The sequence below is a fragment of the Streptococcus sp. SM5 genome, from assembly GCF_027497975.1.
In genome coordinates, this window is the sequence record NZ_JAJNSC010000021.1 from 36,380 (window position 1) to 57,997 (window position 21,618).

Annotated in this window: 20 protein-coding genes; 12 read left to right on the forward strand and 8 right to left on the reverse strand. The window is 41.8% G+C overall.

Annotation, left to right across the window (positions count from 1 at the left end; all coding sequences use genetic code 11):
• The first annotated feature begins 101 nt into the window (after positions 1 to 101).
• The 9 genes from fabK to PAN07_RS13760 are packed head-to-tail and all read left to right on the forward strand — an operon-like array spanning position 102 to position 7,974.
• Entirely contained in the window at positions 102 to 1,076 is a 975-nt protein-coding gene (gene fabK, locus PAN07_RS13720; RefSeq protein WP_049500269.1) for an enoyl-[acyl-carrier-protein] reductase FabK, read from the forward strand.
• A complete protein-coding gene (fabD, locus tag PAN07_RS13725) occupies positions 1,069 to 1,992 on the forward strand; it encodes an ACP S-malonyltransferase (protein ID WP_269798138.1) in 924 nt (307 codons plus the stop codon). Before fabK ends, fabD begins: the two co-directional genes overlap by 8 nt.
• Positions 1,993 to 2,032: 40 nt before the next feature.
• Positions 2,033 to 2,764: a 3-oxoacyl-[acyl-carrier-protein] reductase gene (fabG, locus tag PAN07_RS13730; RefSeq protein ID WP_094753835.1), complete on the forward strand. Its 732-nt coding sequence runs from the start codon at positions 2,033 to 2,035 to the stop codon at positions 2,762 to 2,764.
• A gap of 21 nt (positions 2,765 to 2,785) precedes the next feature.
• Positions 2,786 to 4,021 carry a beta-ketoacyl-ACP synthase II gene (gene fabF, locus PAN07_RS13735; RefSeq protein ID WP_269798139.1) on the forward strand — a complete coding sequence of 412 codons (1,236 nt, stop codon included), beginning with the start codon at positions 2,786 to 2,788 and terminating at the stop codon, positions 4,019 to 4,021.
• Positions 4,022 to 4,023: 2 nt separating this feature from the next.
• Positions 4,024 to 4,509 carry an acetyl-CoA carboxylase biotin carboxyl carrier protein gene (accB, locus tag PAN07_RS13740; RefSeq protein WP_223340032.1) on the forward strand — a complete coding sequence of 162 codons (486 nt, stop codon included), beginning with the start codon at positions 4,024 to 4,026 and terminating at the stop codon, positions 4,507 to 4,509.
• Positions 4,506 to 4,928, forward strand: a complete 423-nt coding sequence (fabZ, locus tag PAN07_RS13745; protein WP_000565515.1) for a 3-hydroxyacyl-ACP dehydratase FabZ — start codon at positions 4,506 to 4,508, stop codon at positions 4,926 to 4,928. Before accB ends, fabZ begins: the two co-directional genes overlap by 4 nt.
• Before the next feature lie 11 nt (positions 4,929 to 4,939).
• Positions 4,940 to 6,307, forward strand: coding sequence for an acetyl-CoA carboxylase biotin carboxylase subunit (accC, locus tag PAN07_RS13750; RefSeq protein ID WP_049544792.1), 1,368 nt, complete (start codon positions 4,940 to 4,942; stop codon positions 6,305 to 6,307).
• Between the two features lie 36 nt (positions 6,308 to 6,343).
• On the forward strand, positions 6,344 to 7,210 hold the full coding sequence (accD, locus tag PAN07_RS13755) for an acetyl-CoA carboxylase, carboxyltransferase subunit beta (RefSeq protein ID WP_265482143.1): 867 nt from the start codon (positions 6,344 to 6,346) through the stop codon (positions 7,208 to 7,210).
• On the forward strand, positions 7,207 to 7,974 hold the full coding sequence (locus tag PAN07_RS13760) for an acetyl-CoA carboxylase carboxyl transferase subunit alpha (RefSeq protein ID WP_023946548.1): 768 nt from the start codon (positions 7,207 to 7,209) through the stop codon (positions 7,972 to 7,974). The genes accD and PAN07_RS13760 overlap by 4 nt, the downstream gene beginning before the upstream one ends.
• A 113-nt stretch (positions 7,975 to 8,087) precedes the next feature.
• Here the strand turns inward: PAN07_RS13760 and nusB are convergent, their stop codons facing one another.
• From nusB to gatC, 8 genes are all read right to left on the reverse strand, one after another.
• Positions 8,088 to 8,513, reverse strand: coding sequence for a transcription antitermination factor NusB (gene nusB, locus PAN07_RS13765; RefSeq protein WP_000203640.1), 426 nt, complete (start codon positions 8,511 to 8,513; stop codon positions 8,088 to 8,090).
• On the reverse strand, positions 8,506 to 8,895 hold the full coding sequence (locus PAN07_RS13770) for an Asp23/Gls24 family envelope stress response protein (RefSeq protein WP_000510575.1): 390 nt from the start codon (positions 8,893 to 8,895) through the stop codon (positions 8,506 to 8,508). Before PAN07_RS13770 ends, nusB begins: the two co-directional genes overlap by 8 nt.
• Positions 8,896 to 8,916: 21 nt before the next feature.
• Complete coding sequence (gene efp, locus PAN07_RS13775) at positions 8,917 to 9,477, reverse strand: elongation factor P (RefSeq protein ID WP_000568643.1); 561 nt, start codon at positions 9,475 to 9,477, stop codon at positions 8,917 to 8,919.
• A gap of 81 nt (positions 9,478 to 9,558) precedes the next feature.
• The gene (locus PAN07_RS13780) at positions 9,559 to 10,680 is read right to left on the reverse strand and encodes an SPFH domain-containing protein (protein WP_033686480.1); all 1,122 of its coding nucleotides are present in this window, start codon (positions 10,678 to 10,680) and stop codon (positions 9,559 to 9,561) included.
• Between the two features lie 9 nt (positions 10,681 to 10,689).
• Entirely contained in the window at positions 10,690 to 11,655 is a 966-nt protein-coding gene (locus tag PAN07_RS13785) for a zinc-ribbon domain-containing transport protein (RefSeq protein ID WP_049500255.1), read from the reverse strand.
• An 87-nt stretch (positions 11,656 to 11,742) separates the two neighbouring features.
• Entirely contained in the window at positions 11,743 to 13,185 is a 1,443-nt protein-coding gene (gatB, locus tag PAN07_RS13790; protein ID WP_269798140.1) for an Asp-tRNA(Asn)/Glu-tRNA(Gln) amidotransferase subunit GatB, read from the reverse strand.
• Positions 13,185 to 14,651: an Asp-tRNA(Asn)/Glu-tRNA(Gln) amidotransferase subunit GatA gene (gene gatA, locus PAN07_RS13795; protein ID WP_269798141.1), complete on the reverse strand. Its 1,467-nt coding sequence runs from the start codon at positions 14,649 to 14,651 to the stop codon at positions 13,185 to 13,187. Before gatA ends, gatB begins: the two co-directional genes overlap by 1 nt.
• Complete coding sequence (gatC, locus tag PAN07_RS13800) at positions 14,651 to 14,953, reverse strand: Asp-tRNA(Asn)/Glu-tRNA(Gln) amidotransferase subunit GatC (protein WP_000705419.1); 303 nt, start codon at positions 14,951 to 14,953, stop codon at positions 14,651 to 14,653. The genes gatA and gatC overlap by 1 nt, the downstream gene beginning before the upstream one ends.
• Positions 14,954 to 15,118: 165 nt before the next feature.
• Here gatC and PAN07_RS13805 point away from each other — a divergent pair, with 165 nt between their 5' ends.
• The 3 genes from PAN07_RS13805 to PAN07_RS13815 all read left to right on the forward strand — a co-directional run.
• Positions 15,119 to 15,811, forward strand: coding sequence for a TIGR02206 family membrane protein (locus PAN07_RS13805; RefSeq protein ID WP_049552708.1), 693 nt, complete (start codon positions 15,119 to 15,121; stop codon positions 15,809 to 15,811).
• A 143-nt stretch (positions 15,812 to 15,954) separates the two neighbouring features.
• Positions 15,955 to 17,499 (forward strand): peptide chain release factor 3, encoded by a 1,545-nt coding sequence (locus PAN07_RS13810; protein WP_269798142.1) that lies wholly within the window; start codon positions 15,955 to 15,957, stop codon positions 17,497 to 17,499.
• A 929-nt stretch (positions 17,500 to 18,428) separates the two neighbouring features.
• Positions 18,429 to 21,618 (forward strand): accessory Sec-dependent serine-rich glycoprotein adhesin (locus PAN07_RS13815; protein ID WP_269798143.1); only part of this gene is annotated, 3,190 nt, incomplete at its 3' end.

Below are 21,618 nucleotides of genomic sequence, written 5' to 3' on the forward strand. Positions count from 1 at the left end.
AAGGAGTAGGGAAACCCACTCCCTCTTGTTTAGGCAATAGTTTGATTGTCAAATTATGACGGTATCGAACTATTACGTAAGCAAGAAACGATGGAGGCACTATGAAAACACGTATTACAGAATTATTGAACATTGATTATCCTATTTTTCAAGGAGGAATGGCCTGGGTTGCTGATGGTGATTTGGCAGGAGCTGTTTCCAAGGCTGGAGGACTAGGGATTATCGGTGGGGGGAATGCCCCGAAAGAAGTTGTCAAGGCAAATATTGATAAAATCAAATCATTGACTGATAAACCCTTTGGTGTCAACATCATGCTCTTGTCTCCCTTTGTGGAAGATATTGTAGACCTCGTTATCGAGGAAGGTGTTAAGGTAGTGACAACAGGTGCAGGAAATCCAAGCAAATACATGGAACGTTTCCATGAAGCTGGTATTACAGTTATTCCCGTTGTTCCAAGTGTTGCCCTAGCTAAACGCATGGAAAAAATCGGTGCGGACGCTGTTATTGCAGAAGGAATGGAAGCTGGGGGACACATTGGGAAATTAACAACCATGACCTTAGTGCGCCAGGTGGCTGCAGCTGTATCTATTCCTGTCATTGCTGCAGGAGGGATTGCAGATGGTGAAGGTGCTGCGGCTGGCTTTATGCTAGGTGCAGAGGCTATTCAGGTTGGAACTCGTTTTGTCGTTGCAAAAGAGTCTAATGCTCATCCAAATTACAAGGCGAAAATTTTAAAAGCTAGAGATATTGATACTACGATTTCAGCTCAACACTTTGGACATGCTGTTCGTGCGATTAAAAATCAGTTGACTCGTGATTTTGAACAAGCTGAAAAAGATGCTTTTAAACAAGAAAATCCAGATTTGGAAATTTTTGAACAAATGGGAGCGGGTGCTCTAGCCAAAGCGGTTGTTCACGGAGATGTGGATGGTGGATCTGTTATGGCAGGTCAAATTGCAGGCCTTGTTTCCAAAGAAGAAACCGTTGAAGAAATCCTAAAAGATTTGTATTACGGAGCAGCTAAGAAAATTCAAGAAGAAGCCTCTCGTTGGGCAGGAGTTGTAAGAAATGACTAAAACAGCCTTTTTATTTGCTGGCCAAGGTGCCCAGTATCTAGGTATGGGACGGGATCTCTATGATCACTACCCGATTGTCAAAGAAACGATTGATCAAGCGAGTCAGGTACTCGGTTATGATTTGCGTTATCTCATTGATACGGAAGAAGAAAAGCTCAATCAGACCCGCTATACGCAACCAGCTATTTTAGCGACTTCAGTTGCTATTTACCGTTTATTGCAAGAAAAGGGCTATCAGCCTGATATGGTTTCTGGTTTGTCTCTTGGAGAATACTCTGCCTTGGTGGCCAGCGGTACCTTGGATTTTGAAGATGCGGTTGCCTTGGTTGCTAAGCGTGGAGCCTATATGGAAGAAGCAGCCCCTGCTGGTTCTGGCAAGATGGTGGCAGTTCTCAATACACCAGTAGAGGTCATTGAGGAAGCCTGTCAAAAAGCTTCTGAACTTGGAGTGGTTACCCCTGCCAACTATAATACACCTGCACAAATCGTGATTGGTGGAGAAGTGGCTGCAGTTGACCGAGCTGTCGAACTCTTGCAGGAAGCAGGTGCCAAACGCTTGATTCCTCTCAAGGTGTCAGGTCCCTTTCATACCGCTCTCCTTGAGCCTGCTAGCCAGAAACTAGCTGAAACTCTGGCTCAGGCAAGTTTTTCAGATTTTACTTGTCCCCTAGTCGGCAATACAGAAGCTGCAGTTATGAAAAAAGAAGACATTGCTCAACTTTTGACGCGTCAGGTCAAGGAGCCAGTTCGTTTCTATGAAAGTATTGCAGTTATGCAAGAAGCAGGTGTAACCAACTTTATCGAGATTGGTCCGGGGAAAGTCTTGTCAGGCTTTGTGAAAAAAATTGATAAGACAGCTAAACTAGCCAATGTTGAAGATCGGGCTAGTTTGGAAACTTTGCTAGAAAACAAGTAATCCCTTCTCCCATAAATACAAGAGGAAACAGGAGAAAAGAATGCAACTAAAAAATAAAAATATCTTTATTACAGGTTCGAGTCGTGGGATTGGTCTTGCCATCGCCCACAAGTTTGCTCAAGTAGGAGCCAACATTGTCTTAAACAGTCGTGGGGCAATCTCAGAAGAATTGCTCGTTGAGTTTGCAGACTATGATGTCAAGGTGGTTCCCATTTCAGGAGATGTATCAAATTTTGCAGATGCTAAGCGTATGGTTGATCAAGCTATTGTAGAGCTGGGTTCAGTAGATGTTTTGGTCAACAATGCAGGGATTACCCAAGATACCCTAATGCTCAAGATGACAGAAGCAGATTTTGAAAAAGTGCTCAAGGTTAACTTGACTGGTGCCTTTAACATGACACAATCAGTCTTGAAACCGATGATGAAAGCCAGAGAAGGTGCTATCATTAATATGTCTAGTGTTGTTGGTTTGATGGGAAATATCGGTCAAGCTAACTATGCAGCTTCTAAGGCTGGTTTGATTGGTTTTACCAAGTCTGTGGCGCGTGAAGTGGCCAATCGCAATATCAGGGTTAATGCTATTGCACCTGGAATGATTGAGTCCGATATGACAGCTGTTCTATCAGACAAGGTAAAAGATGCCATGCTGGCACAAATTCCTATGAAAGAATTTGGGCAGGCAGAGCAGGTTGCAGATTTGACAGTATTTTTAGCAGGCCAAGATTATCTAACTGGTCAAGTGGTTGCCATTGATGGTGGCTTAAGTATGTAGCAGAAGCTAGAGGTAAAAAAGATGAAACTAAATCGCGTAGTAGTAACAGGTTATGGAGTAACATCTCCAATCGGAAATACACCAAAAGAATTTTGGAATAGTTTGACAACTGGAAAAATCGGAATTGGTCCAATTACAAAATTTGATCATAGTGACTTTGATGTGCATAATGCGGCAGAAATCCAAGATTTTCCTTTTGATAAATACTTTGTTAAGAAAGATACCAATCGTTTTGATAACTACTCTTTGTATGCCTTGTACGCAGCCCAAGAAGCTGTCAATCATGCCAATTTGGATGTAGAGGCTCTTGATAAAGATCGTTTTGGTGTTATCGTTGCCTCTGGTATTGGTGGAATCAAAGAAATTGAAGATCAAGTGATTCGCCTAAATGACAAAGGACCAAAACGTGTGAAACCATTGACCCTTCCAAAAGCCTTGCCAAATATGGCTTCAGGAAATGTTGCTATGCGTTTTGGAGCAAACGGTGTTTGTAAATCCATCAATACTGCCTGCGCTTCATCAAATGACGCGATTGGGGATGCCTTCCGCTCAATTAAATTTGGTTTCCAAGATGTTATGTTGGTAGGTGGTTCAGAAGCCTCTATCACACCTTTTGCTATTGCTGGTTTCCAAGCCCTAACTGCTCTCTCAACTACAGAGGACCCAACTCGTGCTTCCATTCCATTTGATAAGGATCGTAATGGTTTTGTCATGGGTGAAGGTTCTGGGATGTTGGTTCTTGAAAGTCTTGAACACGCCGAAAAACGTGGCGCTACTATCCTGGCTGAAGTGGTTGGTTACGGAAATACTTGTGATGCCTACCACATGACTTCACCACATCCAGAAGGTCAGGGAGCTATCAAGGCCATCAAATTAGCCTTGGAAGAAGCTGAGATTTCTCCAGAGCAAGTAGCCTATGTCAATGCTCACGGAACGTCAACTCCTGCTAATGAAAAAGGAGAAAGTGGTGCCATCGTGGCTGTTCTTGGTAAGGAAGTACCTGTATCATCAACCAAATCATTCACAGGACATTTGCTGGGTGCTGCAGGTGCAGTAGAAGCTATCGTAACAATCGAGGCTATGCGTCATAACTTTGTACCAATGACAGCTGGAACAAGTGAAGTATCAGATTATATCGAAGCCAATGTCGTTTATGGACAAGGCTTGGAGCAAGAAATTCCATACGCTATTTCAAATACATTTGGTTTTGGTGGCCACAATGCAGTTCTTGCTTTCAAACGTTGGGAGAATAAATAATTATGAATTTAAACGATATTAAAGACTTGATGGCTCAATTTGACCAATCAAGTTTGAGAGAATTTTCTTATAAAAATGGGACGGATGAGTTGCAGTTTAGCAAGAATGAATCGAGACTGGTGTCTGAAGTTGCATCTCAAGTCGCTCCAGCACCCGTTCTAGCAACACCGAGTCCAGTAGCTCCTACATCTGCTCCAGTAGAAACTGTAGTGGAAGAAACTTCGGCGCCAGTAGAAGCAAGTGTGTCTGCTGAGGGAGATGTTGTAGAGAGTCCACTTGTTGGGGTGGCTTACTTGGCTGCTGGCCCAGACAAACCTGCCTTCGTTACAGTTGGTGATACTGTTAAAAAGGGTCAAACACTGGTCATTATCGAAGCCATGAAAGTCATGAATGAAATCCCAGCTCCTAAGGATGGTGTGGTAACAGAAATTCTCGTTTCTAATGAAGAAATGGTTGAGTTTGGTAAAGGATTGGTACGTATCAAATGATCGATATTCAAGGAATCAAAGAAGCCCTTCCCCACCGTTATCCTATGCTCCTAGTGGACCGTGTGTTGGAAGTGAGCGAGGATACTATTGTTGCCATCAAAAATGTGACCATTAATGAGCCCTTCTTCAACGGTCATTTTCCTCAATACCCTGTCATGCCAGGTGTTCTGATTATGGAAGCCTTGGCGCAAACAGCTGGTGTCTTGGAGTTATCAAAACCTGAAAATAAAGGTAAACTGGTTTTTTACGCTGGTATGGATAAGGTTAAGTTCAAGAAGCAAGTTGTACCAGGTGACCAATTAGTTATGACGGCAACGTTTGTAAAACGTCGTGGCACCATAGCTGTGGTTGAAGCAAAGGCTGAAGTGGATGGCAAGCTTGCGGCCAGTGGAACTCTTACCTTTGCAATAGGGAACTAAGGAGGTTCTCCATGTTTCGAAAAATTTTAATTGCCAATCGTGGTGAAATTGCGGTTCGTATTATCCGTGCGGCGCGTGAATTGGGGATTGCGACGGTGGCGGTTTATTCAACTGCTGATAAGGAAGCCCTTCATACGCTTTTGGCAGATGAAGCTGTTTGTATCGGCCCTGGTAAGGCAACAGAGTCTTATCTCAATATTAATGCGGTTCTATCAGCTGCAGTCTTGACTGAGGCAGAAGCCATTCACCCAGGTTTTGGATTTCTGAGTGAAAATTCCAAATTTGCTACCATGTGTGAAGAGGTGGGAATCAAGTTTATCGGCCCATCTGGCCATGTTATGGATATGATGGGGGATAAGATTAATGCGCGTGCTCAGATGATTAAGGCAGGCGTGCCTGTTATTCCAGGTTCAGATGGAGAAGTGCATAACTCTGAGGAAGCTTTGATTGTTGCTGAAAAAATTGGCTACCCTGTTATGCTCAAGGCTTCAGCAGGTGGAGGTGGTAAAGGGATTCGTAAGGTTGAAAAACCAGAAGACCTTGTTTCAGCCTTTGAAACAGCATCTAGTGAAGCCAAGGCCAATTATGGCAATGGTGCCATGTACATAGAACGGGTCATCTATCCAGCTCGTCATATCGAGGTTCAAATCTTAGGAGATGAACACGGAAATGTGATTCATCTAGGTGAACGAGATTGTTCTCTTCAACGAAATAATCAAAAGGTTTTGGAAGAAAGTCCTTCGATTGCAATCGGCAAAACGCTACGCAATGAAATTGGTTCTGCTGCTGTTCGAGCTGCAGAGTCTGTTGGCTATGAAAATGCAGGGACCATTGAGTTTCTTCTTGATGAAGCCAGTGGTAAATTCTATTTTATGGAGATGAATACTCGTGTACAAGTAGAACATCCAGTAACAGAATTTGTTTCAGGTGTGGATATCGTTAAGGAACAGATTCGCATTGCGGCAGGTCAGCCTCTTTCTGTTAAGCAAGAAGATATTGTCCTACGAGGTCATGCCATCGAGTGTCGTATCAATGCAGAAAATCCAGCCTTCAACTTTGCTCCTAGTCCAGGTAAGATTACCAATCTCCATCTGCCAAGTGGTGGAGTTGGCTTGCGCGTGGATTCAGCAGTTTATCCAGGCTATACCATTCCACCTTATTATGATAGTATGATTGCTAAAATCATCGTTCATGGTGAAAATCGTTTTGATGCCTTGATGAAAATGCAACGTGCCCTCTATGAATTAGAGATTGAAGGAGTGCAGACCAATGCAGATTTCCAGCTTGACCTCATTTCAGATCGCAATGTCATTGCTGGGGATTATGATACTTCCTTCTTGATGGAAACCTTCTTACCCAAGTATCAAGAAAAAGAATAAAATGACTTCAAGAGTTTAAACCGAAAAGGGGAATCAATGGCTCTATTTAGTAAAAAAGATAAGTATATTCGAATCAATCCCAATCGTTCGGTTAGGGAAAAACCTCAAGCTAAGCCAGAGGTTCCAGATGAATTATTCTCTCAGTGTCCAGGCTGTAAGCATACCATTTATCAGAAGGATCTGGGAAGTGAGCGTATCTGTCCACATTGTAGCTACACTTTTCGTATTTCTGCCCAAGAACGCTTGGCTTTGACGATTGATATGGGAACCTTCAAGGAATTGTTTACAGGGATTGAAAGCAAGGATCCCTTGCATTTCCCTGGCTATCAAAAAAAACTAGCAACTATGCGTGAAAAAACTGGTCTGGACGAAGCCGTTGTGACAGGAACAGCTCTTATAAAAGGTCAGACTGTGGCTCTTGGGATTATGGATTCCAACTTTATCATGGCTTCTATGGGTACGGTTGTAGGTGAGAAAATCACTCGTTTGTTTGAGTATGCGACTGTCGAAAAATTGCCAGTTGTTCTATTCACAGCCTCTGGTGGCGCCCGTATGCAGGAAGGGATCATGAGTCTCATGCAGATGGCCAAGATTTCTGCAGCGGTTAAACGCCATTCAAATGCAGGCCTCTTTTACCTGACCATTTTGACAGATCCAACGACAGGTGGTGTAACAGCTTCCTTCGCTATGGAAGGCGATATCATTCTAGCTGAACCACAAAGTTTGGTTGGTTTTGCTGGGCGTCGTGTGATTGAAAATACGGTTCGTGAAAGCTTACCTGAGGATTTCCAAAAGGCAGAATTCCTATTGGAACATGGCTTTGTGGATGCTATTATCAAAAGAAGAGACTTACCAGATACGATTGCTAGTCTAGTCAGATTGCATGGAGGGTGTCCTAGATGAATATTGCAAAAATAGTCAGAGAAGCGCGTGAGCAGAGTCGTTTGACAACCTTGGACTTTGCGACAGGCATTTTTGATGAATTTATCCAATTACATGGTGACCGTTCTTTTCGTGATGATGGTGCAGTTGTTGGTGGTATTGGCTGGCTTGGGGACCAAGCTGTAACAGTGGTTGGTATCCAAAAAGGCAAGAGTTTACAAGATAACCTCAAGAGGAATTTTGGTCAACCGCATCCAGAAGGCTACCGTAAGGCCCTACGTTTGATGAAACAGGCTGAAAAGTTTGGTCGTCCAGTTGTGACCTTTATCAATACTGCAGGTGCCTATCCTGGTGTGGGAGCGGAAGAACGTGGTCAGGGAGAAGCTATTGCTCGCAATCTCATGGAAATGAGTGACCTGAAAGTTCCGATTATCGCCATCATTATAGGAGAAGGTGGTTCAGGCGGGGCTCTGGCTCTAGCAGTCGCAGACCGTGTTTGGATGCTGGAAAATTCTATCTATGCTATTCTCAGTCCAGAAGGCTTTGCTTCCATTTTATGGAAGGACGGAACTCGTGCCATGGAAGCGGCTGAACTGATGAAAATCACTTCACACGAGCTGCTAGAAATGGACGTGGTGGACAAGGTGATTTCTGAAGCAGGACTTTCTAGCAAAGAATTAATTAAGAATGTCAAAAAAGAACTCCAAGATGAGCTAGCTAGACTTTCGCAAAAACCGTTAGAAGAGTTGTTGGAAGAGCGTTATCAACGATTTAGAAAATACTAATACCTCAGAATACATAAAAACTAGAACTGGCAGTCAGTTCTAGTTTTTGTGTGCTTCTTACTCTGTATCAAGGACGAGGTAAAAGGTGCTTGGGAAACCAAACACCTTTTCGATTATTCATTTTCTTCAGTTACAAATTGACTAAGCAGTCCGTTGATAAAGCGGGCTGATTTTTGATCTGAAAAATTCTTAGCAAGTTCAATAGCTTCATTGACTGCTACCAGCTGAGGTGTATCAAATGATGTGATTTCAAAGATACCCAAGCGTAGTAAGTTTTTTTCGACCAAGGTCAATCGTTCAACTGTCCAGCCTGATTTGAGGTGCTGGTTGATTTGTTTATCCAACTCGTCTTTTTGAGCTTGAACACCAGAAACCAAGTTCAGAAGAAAGGCAGGGATTTGCACATCTTCATCTTCACGGTCATGTGTATATGCAAAGTGACAAGCTGTTTCCATATCTGTGCCGAATTCAAGGCTCATGAGGGCTTGAAAAGCGCATTTACGAAGTTCGCGTCTAGATTCTAATAATGGACTAGTCATTGAGGAAGTCCTCGTTAAATAGATCTTTCAACTCAGGTTTTGGTGTTTTATCTGGAACGATTCCTGCAACATGGATGTTAACAGCAGCAAGTTCCACATCAGCCATATCTCGGACAGCATCTTTGACTGCTTTTTGAATAGCAAGAGCAACTTTTGGTACTTTCACACCGTACTCAAGGTAGAGGTAGATGTCAGCAGTTAGTTCTTCGTTGCTTTCTTTTAAGTAGACGCCACGACCAAGAGAGAGTTTTGATAGGGTATCAGATACGGATTTATTTGAAAATGAGTGGACACCATCAACTTTAGCAGTTGCGATGGCAATGATTTTTTCAAGTACACGTGGAGCGATAACGATTTCGCCAAATTGTTCTTCAATTCCCATAGAATGACCTCTTTCTAGAGATTAGGCACGAGAAACGTAAGTTCCTTCTGCAGTGTTGATGATCAATTTTTGTCCAGCTTCGATGAAGTCAGGAACGTTGACAACAAGTCCAGTTTCCATAGTCGCTGGTTTACCAGAACCTGTAACAGTAGCACCTTTGATAGATGGTTGTGTTTCAGCAACTGTCAATTCAACAGTAGTTGGTACAGTTACACCGATTACTTCAGTTCCGTAGAATTGGATTTTCACATCAGAGTTTTCAAGGATGTAAAGCAATTCATTTTCAACGTTTACGACTGGGATTTCGTATTGGTCGTAAGTTTCAGTGTTCATGAAGTAGGCAGTTTCATCCATTTTGTATAAGTATTGAGCTGGGACAGTCTCGATAATAGCTTGTTCGAATTTTTCTTCTGGACGGTAGCTTGTGTCAAAAGTAGAACCAGTACGGACATCACGCAATTTCATACGCATGATCGTGTTTCCTTTACCTGGTTTGTGGTGGCTAGCTTCCAAAACGCGGATTAATTTTCCGTCTGCAGTTTCAAATGTCATACCAGCTTTCAATTTGCTTGCTTCAATCATGTTTTTACCTCTTTAATAAATATTGTTACTCTTTATTGTACCATAAAACGCAATAATTCTCAAATATCAGATTAGCTTGAGTTAGTTGACAGGTACGATATTTCCTTCTTCATCTTTGGTTACGAGAACATACTTGCCGTCTACCTCGATGTAAAAGTTCTTACTTGCAGTTTGCCCATTATTTTGAATAGGAGCTTGAGTTTGTTGGTTGAGTTGCCCGCCAAGCGTTTGTCCCAGATTCATTCCCATAATTATGTTCATACCATTGCCATTGCCTTCATTGTTTGCAGCAACGATGAGAGCTTCGTTACGGGCACGACGTTCTTCAATCTCAATCGTATTGTATTTCATAGCGACTAGTTCGCTATCAAGTTTACGAATAATATTCAAGCTTTCTTGGTCATAGCTCAAATCTTCAAGCAGGATATTGGTTGTTTCAATTCCGTAAAGTCCAGTCCATACCTTGTTAACTTCTTGTTTTGCTAGATCGTTGAAAGTATCTTGATTGGCATTAAGACTATAGATATCAACTCGGTTTTCGTTTGTAAATTTGGCGATTGCAATAGCAATTTTAGGAGAGATATTTTGTCTGAGAGTTCCCTGAGCGATATCTTTCAGGGTAAATGCTCTATGATCTTCAATTTGTTGACTGATGGAGCTGACATAAAATAGGACTGGATCAGCAACTTTGATATCAAACAAGCCGTAGAAACGAATATTGAGCAATTGTTGATAGCGTTCACTGAAATACTCTACGGCGTTTTGAGTACCAAATTTATTACCTGCGATGGGTTGCATACGGATAAAGATGATTTCCTGTTGGGTAATGACTTGACCACCAAAAGAGAAGCGGTTTTTGAAATTTTCCCAAGTACCCTTTATACCACCCTTTTCAAGAAGCCAGGCATTATCTTCAGAACGCCATTCGTGGCTACCAGCTTCTAAGACATCGCCAAGGAAGGTTCCGTTGTTGACAAGAATAGCTACATAACCTTGTGGAACAATGACTACAGAACCATCTGTTAAAAGTCCAGTATTTTGGTTGCTTTGTCTAGAAGTGCCGTCAGGATCTTTTGTAAGAAGTTGTCCTTTAATGGCCAAGGCATCAGCTGTTAGGTTATTTGGAAGAACAATAGCTTCTTTAAATTTGCTATCGTTGAAACTATTAAGCCCTGAAGATAGGGCGGCACGAATAAATCCCATAATTTCCTCCTAATTATAAAGTTCGTCTTCATCCACAACATCGTAGGTATCGAGTACCCATTGGTTTGGACTGCGTGTTAGATCAGCATCGCAATAGTCACATTTACTGATAGCAGAGATTTTCAATGGGGCACCACAGTTTGGACAGTGGTCACTGATGGCTTCATCACTGACATTTAGTTCAGTTTGACTTCCGTGTTTACGGATAAAGTTCATTTGATAGACTGTAAACAAGTCCTCTTGAGGATCACCTTCGATGACACGTTTGCTTTGGTCTTCAATGACATAGTCCCTGAGTGTAGATGACAAGATCACAACAAGGGTATCGTTACCATCAGGATTTTCGTAGAAATCTTTAATGCGAACATTTTCAACATAGACTTTTTCTAAAACATTGGTTGTTTTCGCCCGGATATGATCTTCGAGTTGTATACTATGTTGGGAATAAAGGCTGGTACTTTCAAGAGAGCGAGCCAAATTCCAATCCTTTTTAGTCCAGGCTGCCTGTAACTGAATATAGACTTCTTTAACCCATGAAGCGAAAGCATCGGCATCAAAGTTTGGATCGCCATATTTAACACGACTAGTAGCTAATGTATTGTGTTCAACTCGACGATGGTTTTGGGGATTATATACAGTAGCGCTACTATAGGATTTTTCTGATGAGCTTTGATTACTTTTATTCTTTAGAACTAAGACAACTACGTAAACACCTATTAAAAAGACTACAATTCCGTACAACTCTTGCTCAGAGTAACTCGAACTATAGGAACCGTCTCCAGAACTGTAGCTACTTCTGTAGGAAGAACTACCGCTATTACTGCTACTGGAACGGCTTCGGCTACCATTTGAACTGGAGCTACTATGGCTAGAGCTACCACTTCGAGAATGTCCTACCCCTGCATCGATGGATTGCATCGGTGTAACGAAAAGGAGTAGTAAACAGGTGGTGAGAAGAGTATATAACTTTTTCATATGTCTCCTAACTATATGAATGCATACTGCAAGCCATCAGAACTGCTAATTTTTTAGCAGTCTGGTGTCAGTTATACTTTAAATGAGTTACTCTTCTTTCAACTTCGCTAATTCTTGGGCAAGGAGTTTAAGGGCGACTTGTGGGTTGGCTTGGCCTTTGGTTGCTTTCATAAGGAATCCTGTAAAGGCCTTGTCTGCGTTACGTTTGCCTGATTTGAAGTCGGCAACAGCGGCTTCGTTATCCGCAAAGACTTGGTGGATAATTGGAATCAGGATAGATGGATCTGAGATTTGAACCATGCCTGCTTTTTCCACGTATTCACGCGCTCCACCACCATTTTTAGCCAGGTGGACAAAGACTTTCTTGGCAATCTTAGATGAAATAGTTCCGTCTTCGATGATGGCAATCATTTCAACCAAGTTTTCTGGTGTCAGTTCGATTTGTTCTAGTGTCTTACCTTCAGCGTTCAAGAACTGAGCGACTTCGCCTTGGAGCCAGTTAGAAACTTGTTTGGCATCACCACCGAGGGCAACAGCTTTTTCAAAGAAGTCAGAAGTGATTTTGTTTGCAGTCAACTGACTAGCATCGTAGTCTGATAAACCAAGGTCAGATACATAACGCGCACGGCGTTCTTTTGGAAACTCTGGTAACTCTGTACGCATTTCCTCAATCCACTCGTCTGAAATTTCAAAGAGAGGTAGGTCTGGTTCTGGGAAGTAGCGGTAGTCTGCAGCTCCTTCCTTGACACGCATGAGGATGGTTGCTTTGTTAGCTTCATCGTAACGACGTGTTTCTTGGCGAATTTGACCACCTGAGCGTAGGATTTCAGCTTGACGTTGGACTTCGTATTCAAGACCTTTGCGAACATTTGAGAAGGAGTTGAGGTTTTTCAACTCAGTCTTGGTACCGAATTTTTCTTGACCATAAGGACGAAGAGAAATATTGGCATCCACACGCATAGAACCTTCTTCCATCTTAACGTCAGAAATGCCAGCGTACTGGATAACTTCCTTGAGGGCTGTTAGGTAAGCATAGGCTTCTTCAGGAGAACGCATGTCGGCTTCAGATACAATCTCAATCAATGGCACCCCTTGGCGGTTGAGGTCAACGTAAGAGTAGCCATCTGTACCGTGAGTGTTTTTACCAGCGTCTTCCTCTAGGTGGGCACGTTCGATACCGATTTTCTTAGTTGTACCGTCTTCTAGCTCGACTTCAATCCATCCGTTGTAACCGATTGGCTCATCAAACTGAGAAATTTGGTAGGCTTTTGGATTATCAGGGTAGAAGTAGTTCTTGCGGTCAAAGTGCATCTTTTTATGGATGTCCATGTTGAGGGCAAGAGCAGCCTTGATACCGGCATCGACAACACCTTTATTGAGAACTGGCAGAACTCCTGGGAAGGACCAGTCAATCACGTTAGTGTTGGCATTTTGGTCATTTCCGAAGTGGGCAGAAGTAGGTGAGAAGATTTTTGAATTGGTGTTGAGCTCTACGTGGACTTCAAGTCCAATGACTGTTTCAAAGTTCATTAGTTATCACCTCCAAAAATCACGGGTTGTTGTTTGTGGTAGTCTGTTGTTGCTTCAAAGGCAGCAGCAACTTGGTAAATGGTTTCCTCAGAATACTTAGGACCAATCAATTGTAGACCGACAGGCAGACCTTGAGCGAATCCAGCAGGAATCGAAATTCCAGGCAGTCCTGCTAAGTTTACAGGTATAGTCAAGAGGTCAGCCAAGTACATGGCAACTGGGTCATGGTTGAGTGAGTCCAAGTCATAAGCAACACTAGGAGCAGTTGGTCCCAAAATCAAGTCATAATCCGCAAAGACTTTTTCGAAATCTTGAATGATGAGGGTACGGACTTGACCAGCTTTCTTGTAGTAAGCATCGTAGTAACCTGATGAAAGGCTGAAAGTACCTAGCATGATACGGCGTTTCACCTCTTCACCGAAACCTTGGCTACGGCTGTTTACATAGATTTCATCAAGATTAGTCGCATCCTCTGCACGATAGCCGTAACGGATACCGTCAAAGCGTTGCAAGTTGGATGAAGCTTCTGATGAAGCGATGATGTAGTATACAGCAACACCGTATTTGGAGTGAGGAAGGCTGACTTCTTCAACGATAGCACCAAGTTTTTCAAAGTGCTTAGCAGCATTCAGAATGGTTTCCTTAACCTCTGGGTCAATCCCTTCGCCTAGGTATTCCGTAGGTAAAGCAATTTTCATGCCCTTGATGTCTTGACCGATTTTTGAAGTAAAGTCGGCGATTCGGACAGGAGCAGAAGTAGAGTCTTTAGCGTCTTCGCTGGCAATAGCGTTGAGCAAGAGGGCATTTTCCTTAACAGTAGGAGCAAAAGGTCCAATCTGGTCTAATGAGCTACCAAAGGCAATGAGACCGAAACGTGAAACTGTTCCGTAGGTTGGTTTTAGACCAACAATCCCGTTGAAGGCAGCTGGTTGGCGGATAGAGCCACCAGTATCAGAACCAAGTGACAAGCGGACTTGCCCAGAAGCTACAGCTGCGGCAGAACCACTAGATGAGCCACCAGGAACCTTGCTTTGATCCCAAGCATTTTTAGTGGCACCATAGTGCGAAGTCTCACCTGAACCACCCATGGCAAACTCGTCCATGTTAGTTTTCCCTACGACAATCATGCCTTTCGCTTTTGCATTGGCAACGGCTGTCGCATCAAAAATTGGCTCGTAGTTATAGAGCATTTTTGAGGCAGCAGTTGTGAGAATGCCGTCTGTAGAGATGTTATCCTTAACAGCAAGTGGAATTCCTGAAAGGACATTATCAGCATCAATTCCAGCTTCATCAATAGCTTTAGCTTGAGCAAGAGCTTGCTCTTCAGCGATGGTAACAAAAGCGTTGATAGCTGTCTCGCGAGACTTGATATCTTCAAGTGTTGCTTGTGTCAATTCAGTTGCAGAAATTTCCTTAGAGACAAGGAGATTGTGCAAGTCTTCAATGGTTTTATTGTTAAAAGTCATTAGGCATCTCCTCCATCGTCTAGGATAGCTGGTACCTTGATATAGTAGTTGTCTTTTTCAGGTACGTTTTTAAACAAGCGGTCACGGTCTGTACCTTCTTCGGCCACATCAGGGCGGAGTACGGTCTTACGGTCAGCCATAGTTGTAGTTGGTGCGACACCAGTTGTGTCAACTTCGCCCAGCAATTCAACCATGTCAACAATCTTAGACAAGGTCGTCGCAAAGGCAGCAGTTTCTTCTTCAGAGAATCTTAATTTTGAAAGATTGGCAACGTGTGTTACCTCTTCTTGCGTAATTTTCATCTTGCATCCTTTCGTGAAATGATGATTTTGAGTCTGTTCTATTTTACCATATTTTCCTATAAATAAGGGAGCCAAACTGAAAAGAAATAGAAATTGAAAAATCGTTTTTAATTCGCTATAATAGTTAAACTAGAAAAAAGAAAAAATAAGAGTTAGGATAGAAACATGTTCCATCAATTTATCACCAGAACTCAGACAGTCCCTCCTCCCATTTCACTTTTTTGGTATGGGGTTATGATGCTGGTCTTAATGCTTTGTATTTATGGGGCACTTGCTTATCACAAAAATCCGAAATTTGTATACTTGTTTAAGGGGATTCAGATCCTCCAGTTGCTAGCACTCTATAGTTGGTATGTTGGTTTTGGGATTCCCTTTTCTAATAGTCTTCCATTTTATCATTGCCGTTTAGCTATGTTTGCTGTGGTTTTCTTGCCCGATAAATGGAAAAGCAAGCAGTACTTTGCCCTCTTAGGAGCAAGTGGAGCTGTCTTTGCACTGGTTTACCCAGTTTTTGACCCCTATGACTTCCCCCATATTACCAGTTTTTCATTTTTGATTGGGCACTATGCCCTTCTAGTGAATTCCTTGGTCTACTTGATGAATCACTATGACAAGAGCCTACTCAAGAAATATATGATTGTAGTCTATACCTTTATCCTCAATCTCTTTCTAGTTGGGGTTAATCAGGTGACTGGTGGGAATTATGGCTTGTTAAATAAGACACCTTTTATTCCTGATGCCCCCCTGTGGCTAAAGTACCTACTTGTGTCCGTCATCCTTTCACTGGCTCTGGTTCTTTTTGATATCTTGTTCAAAAAACGGTGGAAAAAGAGAAACCAGGTGAAATCAGTGCTCTAGCTAACTTTTTTCATCGGATGAGCAATTGAAAAACTACTCAAAATCCGATATAATGGAGTGTTGAAAGGAATGGTAAAATCCAATGTAAAAATCATTCTTAGCTATTGAAACAAGAAAAATAGAGAATCAAAGAAAGAGAACTTATGAATATTCAAGAAGAAATTAAGAAACGCCGTACCTTTGCCATCATCTCCCACCCTGACGCGGGGAAAACAACCATCACTGAGCAGTTGCTCTACTTTGGAGGCGAGATTCGTGAGGCTGGTACCGTAAAAGGGAAGAAAACAGGAACTTTTGCCAAGTCTGACTGGATGGATATCGAGAAGCAACGTGGGATTTCGGTTACTTCATCTGTGATGCAGTTTGACTACGATGGTAAGCGCGTGAATATCCTCGACACACCAGGGCACGAGGACTTCTCAGAAGATACCTATCGGACCTTGATGGCGGTAGATGCTGCGGTCATGGTTGTGGACTCTGCCAAGGGTATCGAGGCACAAACCAAGAAATTGTTTGAGGTTGTCAAACATCGTGGCATTCCAGTATTTACCTTTATGAACAAGCTGGACCGTGACGGTCGTGAGCCACTGGACCTCTTGCAAGAATTGGAAGAAGTCTTGGGTATTGCAAGTTATCCGATGAACTGGCCAATCGGTATGGGGAAAGCCTTTGAAGGCTTGTATGACCTTTATAACCAACGCTTGGAACTTTATAAAGGGGATGAGCGTTTTGCCAGTTTAGAAGATGGGGACAAGCTTTTTGGTAGCAATCCTTTCTACGAGCAAGTCAAGGATGATATTGAGCTTTTAAATGAAGCTGGGAATGAGTTTTCAGAGGAAGCTATTCTGGGTGGAGAATTGACGCCAGTCTTCTTCGGTTCAGCTTTGACAAACTTTGGTGTGCAGACCTTCCTTGAAACCTTCCTTAAGTTTGCTCCAGAGCCACATGGACATAAGAAAACAGATGGCGAAATTGTTGATCCTTACGATAAGGACTTCTCAGGATTTGTCTTTAAAATCCAAGCCAACATGGACCCTCGTCACCGCGACCGTATTGCTTTTGTCCGTATCGTATCGGGTGAATTTGAGCGCGGTATGAGTGTCAATCTGCCTCGCACTGGTAAGGGCGCTAAACTGTCTAATGTTACCCAGTTTATGGCGGAAAGTCGTGAGAATGTGACCAATGCCGTGGCAGGTGATATTATCGGGGTTTACGATACAGGTACTTATCAGGTTGGGGATACCTTGACGGTTGGAAAAAACAAGTTTGAATTTGAACCCCTACCAACCTTTACTCCTGAAATTTTCATGAAAGTTTCTGCTAAGAATGTCATGAAGCAAAAATCCTTCCACAAGGGAATTGAACAATTGGTGCAAGAAGGAGCCATTCAGCTTTATAAGAATTACCAAACAGGCGAGTACATGCTAGGAGCTGTTGGTCAACTTCAGTTTGAAGTCTTTAAGCACCGTATGGAAGGAGAGTACAATGCTGAAGTTGTCATGAGCCCAATGGGTAAAAAGACCGTTCGTTGGATCAAGCCAGAGGATTTGGATGAACGGATGTCATCGAGCCGTAATATCTTGGCCAAAGACCGGTTCGATCAGCCAGTCTTCCTCTTTGAAAATGACTTTGCCCTCCGCTGGTTTGCAGACAAGTATCCAGACGTAGAGTTGGAAGAGAAGATGTAACTCAGTACCAACAATTGGAACTAAAGTTCCTAATTGTTGGACGCTAGTCGCTATTTGGCGAACTAGCTAACTGCCTTACTAACTACGTTTGGCAAATGAAATCGATTTGCCAAACTCCGTGTCGTAGTTCAGTAAATATACTTGATTGTGTAACAATCTAAGTAACTAACGCCAAGTTTCTATGGAACTTGGCTAGGCGCTCCACTAGTAAAGTTTTACGAATATTATCGATTCGTAAAACTTTATGTCGTAACGATTAGATAGTGTATGACCTAACTACCTCACTAACTGAGTTTTACAAATGGAATCTATTTGTAAAATTCCGTGTCGTAATCTAATAATAGGTAACTGCTATGGCGGTCTACCTAAACGCTTCACTAGTAAAAGTCCGCGAATGATATTGATTCGTGGGCTTTTCTGTCGTGACGGGGAGATAATGGCCTAGCTAACTAGAAAAAACATCAATAGAATGCCCATGATTATAACCTAATTGTGGGCATTTTTGATAGGAGTTACAGAGGAGAATCGAGTTGATTCGAAGCAATTTTTTATGATAATCTATTGTCACAAGACCTACCTAGATAGTATTTTTGCATTACATTATGAGTTCATCAATGAAACATGAATAGTCAAGTTTTTATATTTTGTTTATATAATATGTTGAAAATCCGAACGTTATATACTTTTTACAACTAAAATAAATTTAGTTATATATATTTTAAAAAGTTATTTGAGGCTTTTTTATACCAAGCTATTAGATGCTGTTAGAGAGCTTATAAATAGTTGGATATTTCAAAATATTTGAATGGTGATATTATATAAAAATATATCAAATTTCTTGACAAGCGTTTGCATTTAAAGTATACTGTAAAGGTATGATTAAAATAGGGTGGATTGTCCACTTTTGGTATGTAGGGAAAGGGTAAAACATGTTTTTTAGACGTCAAAAAGGTGAGTATAGAGAAACCGATCGAGTGACACGTTATAAGTTAATTAAATCGGGTAAACATTGGTTGAGAGCTTCAACCTCTCTTTTTGGTTTATTCAAGGTCTTGCGGGGTGGTGTAGATACGACTCAAGTCATGACTGAAGTAGCAGAGGATAAAGTGAATCCTTCTATTACAGGTCTGGATATAATCAAGGGACTTGCCGCCACAGGGGCTGTTTTAGGGGGTACTGTTGCTACTCAAACAAAAGTATTTGCAAATGAAACAGTAGCCGTGGAAAAAACACTGGAAAATCCAGACCTTTTGGTTACAAATGATACAGCAGTTTTGGGTACAACATCTCTAAGTAACTCGGAAAATTCTGCTAGCTTGTCTACTTCTATGAGTGAAAGCGCTTCGATTTCAGAATCAGCTTCTACTAGCAGCTCAGCTAGTACTTCAGCAAGTGCTTCTGCTAGTACGTCAGTTAGTGCCTCAGCTAGCACATCATCTTCAGCTAGCGCTAGCGCTTCAGATTCCGCTAGTACGTCAACTAGTTTGAGTCAATCTATTAGCCAAACAAGTAGCGTGTCAACATCTGTAGGAGCTTCCTCAGAAAAAACTGTATCTGAAATTCAAGATGAGAAGAAAGTATCGACTCAAAATGAATCAAAGGTTGACAAGATTGATTTATCAATTTTGAAGCCTGCTGTTATTGACTCAAACGCTGTTAAAACGAATTCAGATACAACAAGTTTAGTTGGTGCGACAGCTGCAACCTTGTCATCTGTAGAAGCTTCTGTAAAGAAAAATGAAGAAAATCGTAAGAAGTTAACCAAACTTTCAGCCGAAATGGGTGAATACTTAGCGAAAGCTGCTGGTTTACCAAACACTGATTCTGCAATTACTAAGGTAAATGCAGCAGTGACAGCCATTGAAAAAGCTTTGGCAGATCCAACGAGTGACTGGACAGCGGTGGTGCAAAAAGCTACCTTGGCTCGTAATTCTATTGTCAATGCTGTTTTAAGAGCTAATTCAGGTGTGCGTGATGCCCGTAATGGCAAAGCTATGTTGCGTGATGCTTCTCTTCGTGCAAGTTGGGCTACTGCTCAGAATGACGGGCGTATGACGGTAAGTAGTCCAGGTGCTACTTTTGATAAGGCTACTGGTATCGCGACGTATACTATGAATGTTCAGGCGAATAGTGCTTTGAGCAATGTTGGTGTTAAGATAAATGTCGGCCAAGGTGGCCACGTCCAAAGTGCTACTTTTAATGGGCAATCTATGGAGAAAACCTTTACTCAGGGGTCTGAGATTGTTTATAATTATAGGCATGGACAAAATGGGAATTTAAACGGTACGATTGTAGTCAAAGTGAAATATGATAACAATGTGCCGACTGCGACTGCAGATATGCAGGTGCAGGTCAGCTCAGCACCTATCGGGCAAAATACTCAAGGTAATGCTTCTAGAGTTCAATCTGCAAGTGTTTCAACAGGGTATTCTAGACCTCAATCTAACAATTCTATTTCAAAAACAGGTCCGAAATTTAATGTTTCTAGTACTTATAAAGAAGTATATAATGGAGATGTAATAAATGATAATATTGGGGTTGAATATCGTGGTTCACTTATAAAGAAAGTGAGTCTTGAAAATCGTACATTAATTCCTGGAATCTATTACGGAGGTCCTCAAAACAATCAAACACTAAATAATGTTAAAAATATTACAGTTAATCTTGCTGGTGAAATCGGAGGCTCTGATGCTTCTGCTGAGGTTGGTAAAACTTACACCTATAACTTTTCGGCTTGGGACAATAATGATACTAAATCAACAGCTAATATAAGTTATTACATAAAAGGTTTTAACGAGCGCCATAATATTCAAAGTGGCGATATTGTTAGAGTCTCCGATTTGAGTCATTTAACTCCTGAAGAAATTAAGGAAGTTTATAATAACTTTATTAACAATGATGCTAATAAACGTGATTTACTATCTAATCAAGATGTAGTAAAAAATGGTACACAGCCAAATTTATCTTATGCCGAAAACGGGAAGGTGACTTTATCATATCCTGGAACCAAGTCGAAAATTGAAGTTGATACTGATGGTACCATTACAGTTACTTATCGTGATGGTACATCAAGTACCATCAATGCAACCCTAGAGAAGGAAACGGAAATTCCTGATGTTAACGTGTCCGTAACTCGTAATGGAAAAGAAATCCAACCAGTTATTGGGAAGGATGGAAATAAATACTATTACGTATATGCTGGTGATGATTTTACAGTTGATATGACTGCGACTGATAACAAGGGCAAATTGAGAGAATTTAAACTTGTTCCAGAATCTGATGGAAATCGTCCAGCTTCGGACTTGGCTAATAATTTCTTTAAGGATTCTAAGTATGGTACAGGTACTGTTACTTCTCTATCGGATCCTAATGGCGAAATTGTTGCGACTCCATCTAATCCTGCTCGTATTAATGTTACAGGACACATGAAGGATGATTTGGAATTTGCTGATGGGAATCATTGGCGAAGAAATGCTATCGCAACAGATAAGGCAGGTAACTATACTCAAGCTGGGGATGCAAATAAAGGGAACTTCTTTATCAAGCAAGGTAGATTGGCGGATATTATGGATGGTGTAGCACCGTCTGACACTTTCCAAGTAGAAAATATCTCTCGATTGTCCCCTCAAGAAAAAGCTCGTATATTGTCTGCTGTTGAAAAACTAAATAATAAGAAAGAAAAACGCATTGATTCTTTCACTGTTAGCGACAATGGTACAGTCACTATTACTTATAAAGATAAGACTACAGATACGGTAAATATAAAAGTGTCTGACAGTGATTATAAGAGTAGAAGTGCCTCAACAAGCGCGTCTAAGTCAGCGTCGACAAGCGCAAGTCAAAGTGCTTCAACAAGTGCATCTAAGTCAGCGTCGACAAGTGCCAGCCAAAGTGCCTCAACAAGTGCATCTAAGTCAGCGTCGACAAGCGCCAGCCAAAGTGCCTCAACAAGTGCATCTAAGTCAGCGTCGACAAGTGCCAGCCAAAGTGCCTCAACGAGCGCATCTAAGTCAGCATCAACAAGTGCATCAGCCTCAGCAAGCACAAGTGCCTCTGAGTCAGCATCAACAAGTGCGTCAGCTTCAGCAAGCACATCGGCCTCTGAGTCAGCATCAACAA